The 14,774-nt window shown below is 72.4% G+C and carries 11 protein-coding genes; 9 read left to right on the top strand and 2 right to left on the bottom strand.

What is annotated here, in order from left to right:
• The first annotated feature begins 193 nt into the window (after window positions 1–193).
• From ppdK to ACH01S_RS01855, 6 genes are all read left to right on the top strand, one after another.
• Window positions 194–2,908, top strand: a complete 2,715-nt coding sequence (gene ppdK, locus ACH01S_RS01830; RefSeq protein ID WP_067884588.1) for a pyruvate, phosphate dikinase — start codon at window positions 194–196, stop codon at window positions 2,906–2,908.
• Between the two features lie 83 nt (window positions 2,909–2,991).
• Window positions 2,992–3,789 carry a YdcF family protein gene (locus ACH01S_RS01835; protein WP_067884590.1) on the top strand — a complete coding sequence of 266 codons (798 nt, stop codon included), beginning with the start codon at window positions 2,992–2,994 and terminating at the stop codon, window positions 3,787–3,789.
• Between the two features lie 49 nt (window positions 3,790–3,838).
• Window positions 3,839–5,122, top strand: a complete 1,284-nt coding sequence (locus ACH01S_RS01840) for a deoxyguanosinetriphosphate triphosphohydrolase (protein WP_067884592.1) — start codon at window positions 3,839–3,841, stop codon at window positions 5,120–5,122.
• 114 nt (window positions 5,123–5,236) lie between these two features.
• Entirely contained in the window at window positions 5,237–6,463 is a 1,227-nt protein-coding gene (locus ACH01S_RS01845) for an NAD(P)/FAD-dependent oxidoreductase (protein WP_067884595.1), read from the top strand.
• Window positions 6,464–6,496: 33 nt separating this feature from the next.
• Window positions 6,497–7,729: an MFS transporter gene (locus ACH01S_RS01850; RefSeq protein ID WP_067884597.1), complete on the top strand. Its 1,233-nt coding sequence runs from the start codon at window positions 6,497–6,499 to the stop codon at window positions 7,727–7,729.
• Between the two features lie 76 nt (window positions 7,730–7,805).
• The gene (locus ACH01S_RS01855; protein ID WP_246236950.1) at window positions 7,806–8,258 is read left to right on the top strand and encodes a GtrA family protein; all 453 of its coding nucleotides are present in this window, start codon (window positions 7,806–7,808) and stop codon (window positions 8,256–8,258) included.
• 10 nt (window positions 8,259–8,268) lie between these two features.
• Here ACH01S_RS01855 and ACH01S_RS01860 read toward each other — a convergent pair whose 3' ends face one another.
• Window positions 8,269–9,138 carry an LLM class F420-dependent oxidoreductase gene (locus tag ACH01S_RS01860; protein WP_067884598.1) on the bottom strand — a complete coding sequence of 290 codons (870 nt, stop codon included), beginning with the start codon at window positions 9,136–9,138 and terminating at the stop codon, window positions 8,269–8,271.
• Window positions 9,139–9,279: 141 nt separating this feature from the next.
• Between ACH01S_RS01860 and ACH01S_RS01865 the strand changes: the two genes are divergently transcribed.
• A complete protein-coding gene (locus ACH01S_RS01865; protein ID WP_148344565.1) occupies window positions 9,280–9,738 on the top strand; it encodes a MerR family transcriptional regulator in 459 nt (152 codons plus the stop codon).
• Here ACH01S_RS01865 and ACH01S_RS01870 read toward each other — a convergent pair.
• Entirely contained in the window at window positions 9,719–10,996 is a 1,278-nt protein-coding gene (locus ACH01S_RS01870) for an ABC transporter ATP-binding protein (protein ID WP_067884601.1), read from the bottom strand. The two genes, ACH01S_RS01865 and ACH01S_RS01870, sit on opposite strands and share 20 nt — an antisense overlap.
• Before the next feature lie 265 nt (window positions 10,997–11,261).
• On the opposite strand from ACH01S_RS01870, the gene dnaG reads away from it, so the two are divergent.
• Entirely contained in the window at window positions 11,262–13,220 is a 1,959-nt protein-coding gene (gene dnaG / locus ACH01S_RS01875) for a DNA primase (RefSeq protein ID WP_067884603.1), read from the top strand.
• 71 nt (window positions 13,221–13,291) lie between these two features.
• A complete protein-coding gene (gene rpoD, locus ACH01S_RS01880; RefSeq protein WP_067884605.1) occupies window positions 13,292–14,437 on the top strand; it encodes an RNA polymerase sigma factor RpoD in 1,146 nt (381 codons plus the stop codon).
• Window positions 14,438–14,774 lie beyond the last annotated feature (337 nt).

Below are 14,774 nucleotides of genomic sequence, written 5' to 3' on the forward strand. Positions count from 1 at the left end.
ACCTCCGTGATCCATCATTACCCCGCGTCCCGAGCGGGTACGTCTCGTGTCCGGGTTGATCCCCGTTGGTCCGAATTGGAATAGACCACTATCCTCGGTCTGACCTGGGCAAACTCCGTCCCGCCGACCGGGCGCCGAACAATGCGCGACTTCGCGGGTACAGTCCCCGCAAACAGGGCGGAAGGAGCTCTCCGTGCCGAAGTTCGTGTACGACTTCACTGAGGGAAACAAGGACCTCAAGGACCTGCTGGGCGGCAAGGGCGCCAACCTGGCCGAGATGACCAACCTCGGGCTGCCCGTCCCCCCCGGGTTCACGATCACCGCGGAGGCGTGCCGACACTACCTCGCCCACGGGACCCTGCCCGCGGGGCTCGCCGACGAGGTCGACTCCCACCTCGCCGCGCTGGAGTCGGCGATGGGCAAGAAGCTCGGCCAGAGCGACGACCCGCTCCTGGTCAGCGTACGTTCCGGGGCCAAGTTCAGCATGCCGGGGATGATGGAGACCGTCCTCAACGTGGGGCTGAACGACGAGTCCGTGCACGGCCTCGCCGCGCAGGCGGGGGACGAGCGCTTCGCGTGGGACTCCTACCGCCGCCTGATCCAGATGTTCGGCAAGACCGTCCTCGACGTCGACGGCGACCTGTTCGAGGACGCGATCGAGGACGTCAAGCGCGCCCGGGGCGCGGGCAGCGACGGCGACCTCACCGCCGACGACTTCAAGGAGCTCGTCGGACGGTTCAAGGCGATCGTCAAGGAGCAGGCCGGACGCTCGTTCCCCACCGACCCGCGCGAGCAGATGGACCTCGCCGTCGAGGCGGTGTTCAACTCCTGGAACGCCCCCCGCGCGATCCTGTACCGGCGGCAGGAGCGCATCCCGGTCGACCTCGGCACGGCCGTGAACATCTGCTCGATGGTCTTCGGCAACATGGGCCTCGACTCCGGGACGGGCGTCGCGTTCACCCGCGACCCGGCGTCCGGGCAGCAGGGCGTCTACGGCGACTACCTGCAGAACGCGCAGGGCGAGGACGTCGTCGCGGGCATCCGCAACACCGTCCCGCTGACGGAGCTGGAGCGGATCGACAAGGCGTCCTACGACCGGCTCCTGGAGATCATGGAGACGCTGGAGAACCACTACCGCGACATGTGCGACATCGAGTTCACGATCGAGCGCGGCAAGCTGTGGATGCTCCAGACCCGGGTCGGCAAGCGGACCGCGGCGGCGGCCTTCCGCATCGCCTGCCAGCTCCTCGACCAGGGCCTCATCGACCGGGACGAGGCGGCCCGCCGCGTCACCGGCGACCAGCTCGCCCAGCTCATGTTCCCGCGCTTCGCGAGCAGGGTCGACGGCGTGACGAAGCTCACCAGGGGCATGAACGCCTCGCCCGGCGCCGCCGTCGGCAAGGCCGTGTTCACCTCGCCCCGCGCCGTCGAGCTGGCCGGGCGGGGGGAGGACGTGATCCTCGTCCGCCGCGAGACCAACCCCGACGACCTCGCCGGGATGGTCGCCGCCAAGGGCGTGCTGACGTCCCGGGGCGGGAAGACCTCGCACGCCGCCGTCGTCGCCCGGGGCATGGGCAAGACCTGCGTGTGCGGCGCCGAGGAGCTCGACGTCGACGTCAAGGACGGGCACTTCACCGCGCCCGGCGGGGTCACCGTCCGGGAGGGCGACGTGATCTCCATCGACGGGTCGTCCGGCGACGTCTACCTGGGCGAGGTCCCGGTCGAGGACTCGCCCGTCGTCCGGTACTTCGAGGGCGAGCTGACCGAGGCGGACGGCGACGACCTGGTGAAGGCCGTCCACCGCGTGATGGGGCACGCCGACGCGCGGGCGAGGCTGCGCGTGCGCGCGAACTGCGACACCCCCGAGGACGCCGCCCGCGCCCGCCGGTTCGGCGCCGCCGGGATCGGGCTGTGCCGCACCGAGCACATGTTCCTCGGCGACCGGCGGCGGCTCGTCGAGGAGCTGATCCTCGCCGAGGACGACGAGGGCCGCAAGGCCGCCCTCGACGCCCTCGAACCCCTCCAGAAGCAGGACTTCGAGGGCATCTTCGAGGCGATGGACGGCCTCCCGGTCACCATCCGGCTGATCGACCCGCCGCTGCACGAGTTCCTCCCCGACATCACCGAGCTGTCGGTCAAGGTCGCGCTCGCCGGGGACGGCGCGGACGCCAAGGACCGGAAGCTGCTCGAAGCGGTCACTCGCCTGCACGAGCAGAACCCCATGCTGGGCCTGCGCGGCGTCCGCCTCGGCCTGGTCATCCCCGGGCTCTTCGGCATGCAGGTCCGGGCCATCGCCGAGGCCGCGGCGGCGCGCCGCCGGGCGGGCGGCGACCCGCGCCCGGAGATCATGATCCCGCTGGTCGGCGCGGTGCAGGAGCTGGAGGCCGTCCGGGACGAGGCCCGCGGCATCCTCGCCGAGGTCGCGGCGGCGTCCGGGGTCGACGTCCCGGCGCTGATCGGCACGATGATCGAGCTGCCGCGGGCCGCGCTGACCGCCGGGCAGATCGCCGAGGCCGCCGAGTTCTTCTCCTTCGGCACCAACGACCTCACCCAGACGACCTGGGGCTTCTCCCGCGACGACGTCGAGGCGGCGTTCTTCTCCCAGTACCTGGAACTCGGGATCTTCGGGGTGTCGCCGTTCGAGACGCTCGACCGGGAGGGCGTCGGACGGCTGATCCGCATCGCCGTCGAGGAGGGCCGGCGCGCCCGCCCCGACCTGCACCTCGGCATCTGCGGCGAGCACGGCGGCGACCCCGACTCGGTGCACTTCTGCCACGGGGCCGGGCTGGACTACGTGTCCTGCTCGCCGTTCCGCATCCCCGTCGCGCGGCTGGAGGCCGGGCGCGCCGCGATCGAGGCGGCGGAGGCCGCGTCCGGATCGGGCACGGGCGGGAGCGACAGCCGGTGACCATATCCGGAAAAGGCGGCTGACACGCCGAATCACCGAACCCGACGCGCGTGCCGGACCATCTAATTAGTGTGTCCGATGCGATGACGTTGGAAGTGGAATTGCCGGAGAGCCTGTCCGAAGCCGAGCCCGCCGACGCCGACGGGCCGGACCGAGCCGAGCGCGCCGACGAGCCGCGCCGCCGCCGCGGGCGGCGGCGCAGGCGCTCGCCGTGGATCACGATCCCGGCGAGCGTCCTCGCCGGGCTGCTCGCCATCGCCGTCCTCACCCCGCTCACCGTGGGGCTGCGGATCTGGTACCAGGCCCGGCAGGACGAGCGTCCCCGCTCCGACGCGATCGTCGTGCTCGGCGCCGCCCAGTACAACGGGGTGCCGTCCCCGACGCTGAAATGGCGGCTCCAGCACGCGCTCGACCTCTACCGGCGGGGCGTCGCGCCCGCGATCGTCACCGTGGGCGGCAAGGCGCCCGGCGACAACTTCACCGAGGCGGGCTCCGGCCGCGAATGGCTGATCGCGAAGGGCGGCGTGCCCGCCGACCGGGTCGTCGCGGTGCCCGTCGGGCGCGACACGCTGGAGAGCATGAAGGCCGTCGGCAAGGAGTTCGACCGGCGGCACTGGTCGTCCGCGGTGATCGTCACGGACCCGTGGCACGGGCTGCGGTCCAAGAAGATGGCCGAGGACAGCGGGATCAAGGCGGCCGCGTCCCCGACCCGCAGCGGGCCGAGCGTGCAGACCCGCGACACCCAGTTCCACTACATCGTCCGCGAGACCGGCGGCTACCTGTCGTACGTGCTGCTCGGCAAGAGCGTGAAGACGCCGAGCGAGACGATCAAGCGCATCCACATCGACCCGTCCGCGACCGCGCCGCCGTCCGGCCCCTGACCGCCGTGCCGCTGCTCTCGGGACGCGCCCGCCTACCCTGGAAAGGGCCATGACGAGCACCTCCACCCACCCGGGCACCGGCGGCTACGCGCGCCGCGACCGGGAGCGATGGGCCCGCGAGCCCGCCAAGCGGCGCGACCGGACGGCCTTCGAACGCGACCGGGCCCGCGTCCTGCACAGCGCGGCGCTGCGCAGGCTCGCCGCGAAGACGCAGGTCGCCTCGCCGGGCGCGGACTCCGCCCCCGACACCGTGCAGAGCCTGCGCACCCGCCTCACCCACTCGCTCGAATGCGCCCAGGTGGGCCGCGAGCTCGGCAAGTCGCTCGGCTGCGACCCCGACCTCGTGGAGGCGGCGTGCCTGTCCCACGACATCGGGCACCCGCCGTTCGGGCACAACGGGGAGGCGGCCCTGGACGTCGTCGCCCGCCCCTGCGGCGGGTTCGAGGGGAACGCGCAGAGCCTGCGCGTCCTGACCAGGCTGGAGCCGAAGTCGTTCGCCCCCGACGGCCCGCCCCTGCACGGGCGCAGCGTCGGCCTCAACCTGACCCGCGCCGCGCTGGACGCCGCGATGAAGTACCCGTGGCCGCTGGCCGAGGCGGTGAACGGGAAGTTCGGCATCTACGACGACGACATGCCGGTGGCGAACTGGGTCCGCGAGGGCGTCGAGCCGGGCCGGACGTGCTTCGAGGCCCAGGTCATGGACTGGAGCGACGACGTCGCCTACTCCGTCCACGACCTGGAGGACGCGCTCGTCGCCGGGCACATCGACTTCGCCCGGCTCGCCGACCCGGCCGAGCGGCGGCTCGTCGCGACCACCGCGGCCAAGCTGTACTGCCCGGACGCCGACCTGGCCGAGCTGGAGGAGCGGTTCGGCGCGCTGCTCGCCGAGCCGTACTGGCCGGACCGCTACGACGGGACGCCGCGCAGCCTCGCCGCGCTGAAGAACCTCACCAGCACGCTGATCGGGCGGTTCTGCATGGCCGCCGAGACCGCCACCCGCGCCGCCTACGGCGACCGCCCGCTCACCAGGTACGCGGCCGAGCTGATCGTCCCGCGCGTGCAGCGGCTGGAAAACGCCCTGCTCAAGGGCATCACCGCGCACTACGTCTGGATCAGCCACGAGGAGGTCAGGGCCCGCCAGCGGGCACTGATCACCGAACTGGCCGAGCTGACCCTCGCGGGCGCGCCCGAGACCCTCGAACCGGGCTTTCGCGCCGCGTTCGAGGACGCCCGCGACGACGCCGGGCGGCTGCGCGCCGTCGTCGACCAGATCGCCTCGCTGACCGACCTGTCGGCGATGACGCGGCACCGCCTGCTCGGCGGCCGGGCCTGACGCCGCGCGGATCCGGCCGGACGCCGATTACGCCGGGACGCGCCCGGTGCTGACCCTTGTCTCGCCACGGAGGCCGCTGTAGGGATAGCAACAGGTCAACTACAGGAGGTCGTCATGCCCGAGGAGACGTTCGTGATCGCCGGCGCCAGCCTGGCCGGTGCCAAGGCGGCGGAGACGCTCCGCCAGGAGGGCTTCACCGGACGGCTGTTGTTGATCGGCGAGGAGATCGAGCGGCCCTACGAGCGGCCGCCGCTGTCCAAGGGCTTCCTGCTGGACAAGGAGCCGCGCGACAAGGCGCACGTCCACGAGGCCGACTGGTACGACAAGCACGACGTGGAGCTGCGGCTCGGCGTCACCGTCGACGCCGTCGACCGGCACGCGCACGAGGTCCGGCTGTCGACCAAGGAGCCGATCCGCTATACGAAGCTGCTGCTGGCGACGGGCGCGTCGCCGAGGCGGCTGGACGTCCCGGGCGCGAAGCTCCAGGGCATCCACTACCTGCGCACCATGGCCGACTCGGCGGAGTTGAAGCAGGCGTTCGCGCCCGGCGGGCGGCGCGTCGTCGTCGCCGGGGCGGGCTGGATCGGGCTGGAGACGGCGGCCGCCGCCCGCTCCTACGGCAACGAGGTGACGGTCATCGAGCCTGAGCCGTCCCCGCTGCACGCCGCGCTCGGCCCGGAACTCGGCGGCGTGTTCGCCGACCTGCACCGCGAGCACGGCGTCGACCTGCGGCTCGACCAGGGCGTCGCGGGGTTCTGGGGCGCCGGGCAGGTGTCGGCGGTGGTCACCTCCGGCGGCGCCGAGGTGCCCGCCGACGTCGTGGTCGTCGGGATCGGCGTCCGCCCCAACACCCGTCTCGCCGAGGAGGCGGGCCTTGAGGTGTCGGACGGCGTCCTCGTCGACCAGTCGCTGCGCACGTCCGACCCCGACATCTACGCGGCCGGGGACGTCGCCAACGCCTACAACCCGCTGCTCGGCCGCCGGATCCGCGTGGAGCACTGGGCGAACGCGCTGAACGGCGGTCCCGCCGCCGCCCGCGCCATGCTCGGCCAGGACGTGGTGTACGACCGCGTCCCGTACTTCTTCAGCGACCAGTACGACCTCGGCATGGAGATGTCGGGCGTCGCGTCGCCGGGGGAGTACGACCGGGTCGTGTACCGGGGGGACGTCCCCGGCCGGGAGTTCATCGCGTTCTGGCTGTCCGGCGGCCGCGTCGTGGGCGGGATGAACGTCAACGTGTGGGACGTCACGGGCGACGTCCAGGCGCTCATCCGCTCGGGCGCGCAGGTGGACGCGGACCGGCTCGCCGACCCCGCCGTCCCGCTCGCCGAGCTCGGCTGAACCGGCACCGGTAAGCCACGTACAGTCGGGTGGGTGGTTACGGAGATCGCGACCTTCCGCCGTGCCCGGCTCGCCGTCACGCTGGCGTTCGCCGTCCACGGGATGTTCGGCACCGCCTGGGTCGCCCGCATCCCGCAGATCAAGGAGCATCTCGGGCTGGGCGCGGGCGCGATGGGCGTCGCGCTGCTCGGCGGGCCGGTCGGCGTCGTGGTCGCCGTCCGCTTCGCCGGGCGGATCGTCGCCCGCCGGGGCAGCCGCGCCACCACGATCGGCGGCGGGCTCGCCGGGGCGGCGTCCCTCGTCCCGCTCGGCCTGGCCTGGAACCTCCCGGCGCTGATCGTCGCGCTGCTGCTGATGGGCGCGTCCCTCGGGCTGATGGACGTGGCCATGAACGCCCAGGGCGTGGCGGTCGAGCGGGGCTACCGGCGCCCGCTGATGTCCGGCCTGCACGGCTCGTACAGCATCGGGACGCTCGCCGCCGCGCTGGCCGGCTCCGGGATGGCGCAGGCGGGGGTCCCCGTCCCGCTGCACCTCGCCGGGGCGGCCGCCGTGCTGGCGGTGCTGGTCGCGGTCGGCTGCCGCGACCTGCTCGACCCGTCCCACGACACCCTGGACGCCGCGCCCGTCGCCGACGACCGCCCGGCCGGGACGGCGGCGGCGGCGCGGGCGTCCCGGTGGCCGCTGCTGATGCTCGGCGTCATCGGCCTCTGCTCGTTCGTCGGCGAGGGCGCGATGGCCGACTGGAGCGCGGTCTACCTGCGCGAGGACCTCGGCGCCGGGCCGGGCCTCGCCGGGCTCGGCTTCGCCGGCTGCGCGGTCGCGATGACCCTCGGACGGCTCGCCGGGGACCGGGTCGTCGCCCGGTTCGGGCCCGTCCCGGTGCTGCGGGCCGGGTCCCTGCTCGCCGCGGCCGGCCTCGGGCTCGGGCTCGCCGCCGGGCACCCGGCGGCGGCCGTCGGCGGGTTCACGGTGTTCGGCCTCGGCGTCGCGGTGGTCGCGCCGGTGACGTTCAGCGCGGCGGGGAACGTTCCCGGCGTCCCGGCGGCGAGCGGGATCTCCCGCGTCACCGGGGTCGGCTACCTCGGGCTGCTCGGCGGGCCGCCGGTCATCGGGTTCGTCGCGCAGGGCGTCGGGCTCGGGTGGGCGCTCGCGGTGCCCGTCGGGCTGGTCGGGCTGATCGTGCTGCTCGCCCCCGCGGCCGGGACGGCGGCCTCGGCGAGCGCCCCCGCCACGACCGCCGCGGACGCCGCCGCCCCGGAACGGTAAAGCCTCTTACCCTTTTTGGCCGGGTTGTGACATTGGTAAATGTCCTACTCAGGTAAGGTCTGGGCGAGTGAGCACCATGCAGCGGTCAAGGCCGGTCAAAACGGTCGCGGCCGCCCCGGCGTACCGAACCTTCCTCGGCGAGCTGCTCAGTTTCGGCTTCGTGGGGGTCGTCGGCACCCTGATCATGATCTTCGGCGCCAACCTGATGCGCGCCTGGCTCGGCGGCAGCCCGGTCACCAGCGTCGCCGTGCCGACCGTGGTGTCCACGTTCGCGTCCTACCTGCTCAACCGCTACTGGGTGTTCCGCCACCGCGACAGCGACGGCTCCGGCCGCGAGGTCGCGATCTTCTTCGCGCTGAACGGCGTCGGGCTGCTCATCCAGGTGCTGTGCACCGGGTTCACGTACTACACCCTCGGCCTGCACGGCGGGGTCGCCTACAACGGCGGGCTGCTCGCGGGCGTCGCGTTCGGCGCGGCGTTCCGCTACTGGTCGTACAAGAAGTGGGTGTTCACCCCCGCCGCCGCGTAGCGCTCCGCGTTCAGCGGCCGGCCGGGACGATCTTCTCGGTCTGCGCCAGCGCCTCGCCGAGGACGCCCGCGAGGTCCTGCCCGGTGCCCTGGGAGAAGATCGCCTGGTCGACGCCCGCGCCGGCGAGCCGTCCGACGGCGTCGACGACCTGGTCCACCGACACCGGGCCGGTGAGGAGGGACAGCGACGTCTTCTCGATCTCGGCGTAGTCGCGTCCCTCGCGCTCGCAGTGCCCGCGCAGGACGTCCAGCTTGCGCGGCAGCTCGTCGGAGTCGAAGAGGTTGCACGCGTCGGCGTACTTGGCGACGAACCGCAGCGTCTTCTTCTCCCCGCCGCCGCCGACCAGGATCGGCGGGTGCGGGCGGCGCACCGGGGGCGGTGAGTTCAGCGGGCGCTCCAGCGCGTAGTGGACGCCCTCGAACGCCGACTCGTCGCCGTCCCACATCTGGCGGGCGAGGCGCAGCGTCTCCTCAAGCCGCTCGAACCGCTCCGCGGTCGGCGGGAACCGGACGCCGAGCCCGCGCGACTCCTCCTCGTTCCAGGCGGCGCCGATGCCGAGCCAGGCGCGCCCGCCGGACAGGACGTCCAGCGTGGTCACCGTCTTGACGAGGATGCCGGGGTGGCGGTAGGTGACGCCGGTGACCATCGTCCCGAGCGTGATCCGCTCGGTGAGCGCGGCGGCGTAGGCGAGCGCCGAGTAGCCCTCCAGCATCGGCTCCTCGGACGCCCCCACCCCCTGGATCTGGAAGAAGTGGTCCATCACCCAGAGCGAGTGCAGCCCCGCCTGGTCCGCCTCGCGGGCCATGCGCCCGAAGACCGGGGCGATCCCCTCCGGCCCGCCGGGGAAGGTGAAACTCGGAATCTGGAGTCCGATGCGCATGGACGTCTGCCTTTCGTCTCAATGGTCCTTCGTTCGTGGCCGTGCCGGACCTCACTCTCCGTCCTGGAGCGCACTCCAGGTCAAGTAGAGGACGTGCCCGCGTTTGACCTGGAGTGCACTCCAGGTGGGAGTCTGGAGGACGTGGGTTCCTACTCTCCGGCTGAGACCGCCGAGAAGAGCGGCTTCAGCATCGACACGCTGCGTTACTACGAGAAGATCGGCCTGCTCTCGGGCATCGCGCGGAACGCGTCCGGCCGCCGCGTGTTCACCGACGACGACCTGTCCTGGCTCGAAATGCTCCGCTGCCTGCGCGGGACCGGCATGCCGATCGCCGAGATGCTCAGGTACTCCGAGCTGGCCAGGGGCGGCCCCGGCACGGTGTCGGAGCGGCTCGAACTGCTGCAGGCGCACGACCGCCGGGTCGAGGAGCAGATCGCCCTGCTGCGCGAGCAGCAGACGCGGATCAAGTGGAAGATCGGCATCTACGGCGACGCGCTCACCGGAGCCTGCTCGGCGGGGCGCGGCGAGGCCGACCTCACCGCCACCGCCGGAGCCGCGACCGGGGCCGCCGCGGAGCCCGCTACCGCAGGACGGGGTTGACGCGCCGCCCGTCCGCGCCGAAGAACAGCACGCGGTCGAGGTCGACGGTCAGCGCGACGTGGTCGCCGCGGTTCGGCCGGTCGCCCGGGGCGATGCGGAACACGAGGTCGGACCGGCGGTGGTGGCCGGCGTGCTCCTCCTCGACCGCCTCCCCGCCCTGGTTCGGCCGGCCGAGCAGCTCGCGCACCCGGTCGCGCAGCCCGGGGCGCTCCGGCGCCGCCGGCGCGGGGCGCGGCGGGCGCCCGATCTCGGTCGCGTCCACGGTCGCGATGCCCGCCTCGGCGTAGGCGAGCCACTCGTGCCCGTGGAACTCCAGCGCGCGGACCTGCCCGGAAAGGACCGTTCCCGGGGCGGCGGGCGTCCCCGGCGCGATGGGCATGAGCGTGTCCGGGCGGATCCCCACGATGACCGACCGGCCGTGGTGGCTGATCAGCGAGGAGGCGCGCGGGTCCTCCCACGGGACGGTCAGCCGCTGCGGCCCGAAGTCGAGCAGCAGCCCCTCGCCCTCCACCGCCCAGAGCGTGGCCTGCAGCAGGTTGATCGGCGGGGAGCTGAGGAACGCGGCGACGAACACGGTCGCCGGGTCGGAGTAGATCTGCTCGGGGGTGCCGACGTCCTCCAGGACGCCGTCGCGCAGCACCGCCATCCGGTCGGCCATCGTCATGGCCTCGACCTGGTCGTGCGTGACGTAGACGGTGGTCGTGCCGCTGGAGCGCACCAGCCCGGCGATCTCGACCCGCAGCTCGGTGCGCAGGCCCGCGTCGAGGCTGGAGAGCGGCTCGTCCATGAGGAACACCGACGGCTCGCGGATCAGCGCCCGGCCGATCGCGGCGCGCTGCCGCTGGCCGCCGGACAGCGTGCGCGGCAGCCGGTCGATCATCGTGTTGATGCCGAGCGCGCGGGCCAGTTCGAGGACCTTCGCGTGCGCCTCGGCGCGGTCGTCCCCGGAGACCTCCAGGGGGAACATCATGTTGCCCTTGACCGTGCGGTGCGGGTAGAGCGCGCCCTCCTGGAACACCATTGCCACGTTCCGATCCCGGGGCGGGAGGTCGTTCGCGACGGACCCGTTCAGCCAGATGTCGCCGCTGGTGATCTCCTCCAGCCCGGCGATCATCCGCAGGATGGTGGACTTGCCGCACCCGGACGGCCCGAGCAGGACGAACAGCTCACCGTCGTTGATCCGCAGGCGGACGTTCCGGACGGCTTCGAACCCTCCGGGGTACACCTTGTCGACGCCGTCGAGCACTACATCCGTCATCGGTTTCCGCCTGCGTGTGAGCAAAATCTCGGCTCGTCATCACATCGTGCGCGGGGCCGTTTGTCCATAGTCGACCCGGCACGGACCGCCGTCAATCCGGCCGAGTCCGGCCACGAAAACCGGAATTCCGGTCATGTCAGGATGATCCAGACCGCTGGCCCTAAGCCGTGTCCGGCGGAGCCCGCCGGAGGCGCGGCGGGACGGGCGGTGCGCGGGTTCCGGCGCGCGGCGGCGGATGTCGTGGGCCCGCCGTAGACTCCTCGTCGTGGCAGGCAGGATTCGCAACGAGGACATCGCGCTCGTCCGCGAGCGGGCGTCCATCGACGCCGTGATCGGCGAGTACCTGCAGCTCCGCAGCGCGGGCGGCGGCAATCTCAAGGGCCTCTGCCCGTTCCACGACGAGAAGTCGCCGTCCTTCAACGTGACCCCCGCGCGCGGGCTGTACTTCTGCTTCGGCTGCGAGGCGGGCGGCGACGTCATCAAGTTCGTCCAGGAGATCGAGCACCTGACGTTCGCCGAGGCGGTGGAGCGGCTCGCGGCGCAGGCGGGCGTCCAGCTCCGCTACGAGGACGGCGGCCCCGGCCGCGGCCCCCGGCAGGACGGCGGGCAGCGCGCCCGGCTGATCGAGGCGCACAGGGCCGCCGCCGAGTACTACGCCGAGCGGCTGCGCGCGCCGGACGGCGCGATCGGCCGGGAGTTCCTGTCCGCGCGCGGCTTCGAGGCCGCCGACGCCGAGCACTTCGGGGTGGGCTTCGCGCCCCGCGAGTGGGAGGGGCTCGTCCGGCACCTGCGCGGGCGCGGCTTCGCCGACCGCGACATCGTCGCGGGCGGCCTCGCCAAGGAGGGCAGGCGCGGCCCGATGGACCGGTTCCGCGGGCGGCTGATGTGGCCGATCCGCGACCTGTCCGGCGACGTCATCGGGTTCGGCGCGCGCCGCCTCTACGAGGACGACGAAGGCCCGAAGTACCTGAACACCCCCGAGTCGCCGCTCTTCCACAAGGGCTCGGTGCTGTACGGCGCCGACCTCGCGAAGAAGGAGATCGCGCGCCGCCGCCAGGCCGTCGTGGTCGAGGGCTACACCGACGTGATGGCCTGCCACCTCGCGGGCGTCCCCACCGCCGTCGCCACCTGCGGGACGGCCTTCGGCGACGACCACATCAAGGTCCTGCGCCGCCTCCTCATGGACCAGGACGAGTTCCGCGGCGAGGTGATCTTCACCTTCGACGGCGACTCGGCCGGGCGCAAGGCGGCGCTGCGCGCGTTCGACGACGAGCAGAAGTTCGTCTCGCAGACGTTCGTCGCCGTCCAGCCGGACGGGCTCGACCCGTGCGACCTGCGCCTGCGGCACGGCGACGCGGCCGTGCGCGACCTCGTGGCGTCCCGGCTGCCGCTGTTCGAGTTCGCCGTGCGCAGCGCGATCGAGCAGCACGACCTCGACACGGTCGAGGGGCGGCTTGGCGCGCTCGACGCCGCGGCCCCCGTCGTCGCCGCCATCAAGGACCGCTCGCGCCGCCACATGTACGCGGTGAACCTCGACCGCTGGCTCGGGATCATGGACGAGCAGTTCGTGCTGCGGCGCGTCCGCGAGCTCGCGAACCGGCGGCAGGGCCGTCCCGGCCAGGGGGGCGAAAGACCCGGTAACGGACGGGCCGGAAACGGCCGTCCCGGCGGCGGCCGCGACCTCGGCGACGCCCGCGCGCAGAACGGGAACGGCGCGCCGGACGCGCCGCCGCGGCCCGCCTTCGACCCGCACGACCCGGAGGTCCAGCGGGAGCGCGAGCTGCTGAAACTCGCCGTCCAGCGGCCCGCGCTGCTCGGCCCGGCGTTCGACGACGTGCCGGCCGAGGCGTTCATCGCGCCGCCGCACGCGGCGGTGCGCACGGTGATCGCGGCGGCGGGCGGGGTGACGGCCGCGGGCGCGGTCCAGGAATGGGTCGCGCACCTGCTGGAGGGGGCGCCGAACGACCAGGTGAGAGACCTGATCACCAAACTCGGCGTGGAACCGGCCCGGGCCGCCCAGGATTCGGACGACCGCTATGCCGTCGAACTGCTCGCCCGAATACAGGAACGCCAGCTCACCCGCATGATCGCCGACGCGAAATCTAAACTCGGGCGGCTGAATCCGGTCGAGGCCCCCGAGGAGTACAACCGGCTCTTCGGCGATCTTGTCGCGCTTGAGCAGCAGAGACGGGTGTTGCGGGAGCGAGGGCTTGGGTCACAGTAAGTCAAGAGACCGCAAAATGGGTCCTGTGATCTAGACCCCATTTGACGCAGACTGTCTTCGTGGGCCCTTCGGTGCTGCCAAGCGAGGCGCCATCGGTTGATCAGGTGGCGGACCTCGTCGCACGCGGCAGAGAACGCGGCGGCGTGACCGTCGAGGACGTCGCTGCCGCGCTCGATCGCTCGGACTTGCCGGACGACTCGCTGGAGCGGGTCGTCCGGATGCTCGCAGAGCAGGGGGTGGACGTACTCGAGTCTCAGCAGGAGACCGAGGACGTCGCGCGAGCGGACGAGGGAGACCTCGGCAAGCGGGCGCCGACGAGCGACCTGGTTCGGATCTACCTGAGAGAGATCGGTCGCGTACCGCTTCTAACGGCAGAAGATGAAGTAGAACTGGCGAAATCGATCGAGGCGGGACTGTTCGCCGAGGAGAAGATGGCGCAGACCGCCGTCCTCGCCCGCGGCGAGCTGCTCGACCTCGAACTGCTCTCCCGCGAGGGTGCGCGGGCGAAGCAACGCCTGATCGAGGCCAATCTCCGCCTTGTGGTCTCGATCGCGAAACGCTACGTGGGCCGGGGAATGCTGTTCCTCGACCTCATTCAGGAGGGAAATCTCGGACTGATCCGCGCGGTCGAGAAATTCGACTACACGAAGGGGTTCAAGTTCTCCACCTACGCCACCTGGTGGATCCGGCAGGCGATCACCCGGGCGATCGCCGACCAGGCGCGCACGATCCGGATCCCGGTGCACATGGTCGAGACGATCAACAAGCTCGTCCGCGTGCAGCGGCAGATGCACCAGGACCTCGGCAGGGAGCCGAGCCCCGACGAGATCGGCCTGGAGATGGGCCTGTCGCCCGTCCGGGTCGTGGAGATCCAGCGGATCGCGCAGGAGCCGGTCTCGCTGCAGTCGCCGATCGGCGAGGAGGACTCCGACCTCGGCGACTTCATCGAGGACGCCGACGCCGTCGTCCCGATCGAGGCGGCGGCGTTCATCCTCCTCCAGGACCAGCTGGAGGACATCCTCGGCACGCTGTCGGAGCGGGAGCAGCGCATCATCCAGTTGCGCTTCGGCCTGACCGACGGGCATCCGCGCACCCTGGAGGAGGTGGGCCGGGAGTTCGGCGTGACGAGGGAGCGGATCCGCCAGATCGAGTCGAAGACGCTCGCGAAGCTGCGCCACCCGTCCCGCGCGCAGATGCTCCGCGAGTACCTGGACTGAACCGCTGGACCGAACGGCTGGACCGAACGAGAGCGGCGCGGACGACGTCCGGCGCGACCGTCCTCCCGGACGCACCCCCGGGAGGACGGTCGCGTCTCGGCCGCCCGACGCCCGTTCCGCGGCGATGCGTCGCGTTCCGTCCGGACCGTCATCTACCGTGGTGACATGCTGATCGTGACGACTGACGGCGTGGCGGGGTACGAGATCAGGAGCGTGCTCGGAGAGGTCCTCGGCTCGGCCGTGCAGGCCGACCAGGGCGCCGCGCCGCAGCCGGGGCACGGCGGGAGCAGCGCCACGTTCCGGGTGACGGGGGAGCAGCCGGTGGCGGGCCTCGCCG

The sequence above is a fragment of the Actinomadura chibensis NBRC 106107 genome (assembly GCF_001552135.1).
In the GTDB taxonomy this organism is placed as follows: domain Bacteria; phylum Actinomycetota; class Actinomycetes; order Streptosporangiales; family Streptosporangiaceae; genus Spirillospora; species Spirillospora chibensis.

Coding starts and splice junctions, on each gene's coding strand:
- ACH01S_RS01835 (WP_067884590.1), top strand. CDS start 2,992: ATGACGTTGGAAGTGGAATTGCCGGAGAGCCTGTCCGAAGCCGAGCCC.
- ACH01S_RS01840 (WP_067884592.1), top strand. CDS start 3,839: ATGACGAGCACCTCCACCCACCCGGGCACCGGCGGCTACGCGCGCCGC.
- ACH01S_RS01855 (WP_246236950.1), top strand. CDS start 7,806: ATGCAGCGGTCAAGGCCGGTCAAAACGGTCGCGGCCGCCCCGGCGTAC.
- ACH01S_RS01860 (WP_067884598.1), bottom strand. CDS start 9,138: ATGCGCATCGGACTCCAGATTCCGAGTTTCACCTTCCCCGGCGGGCCG.
- ACH01S_RS01870 (WP_067884601.1), bottom strand. CDS start 10,996: ATGACGGATGTAGTGCTCGACGGCGTCGACAAGGTGTACCCCGGAGGG.
- ACH01S_RS01845 (WP_067884595.1), top strand. CDS start 5,237: ATGCCCGAGGAGACGTTCGTGATCGCCGGCGCCAGCCTGGCCGGTGCC.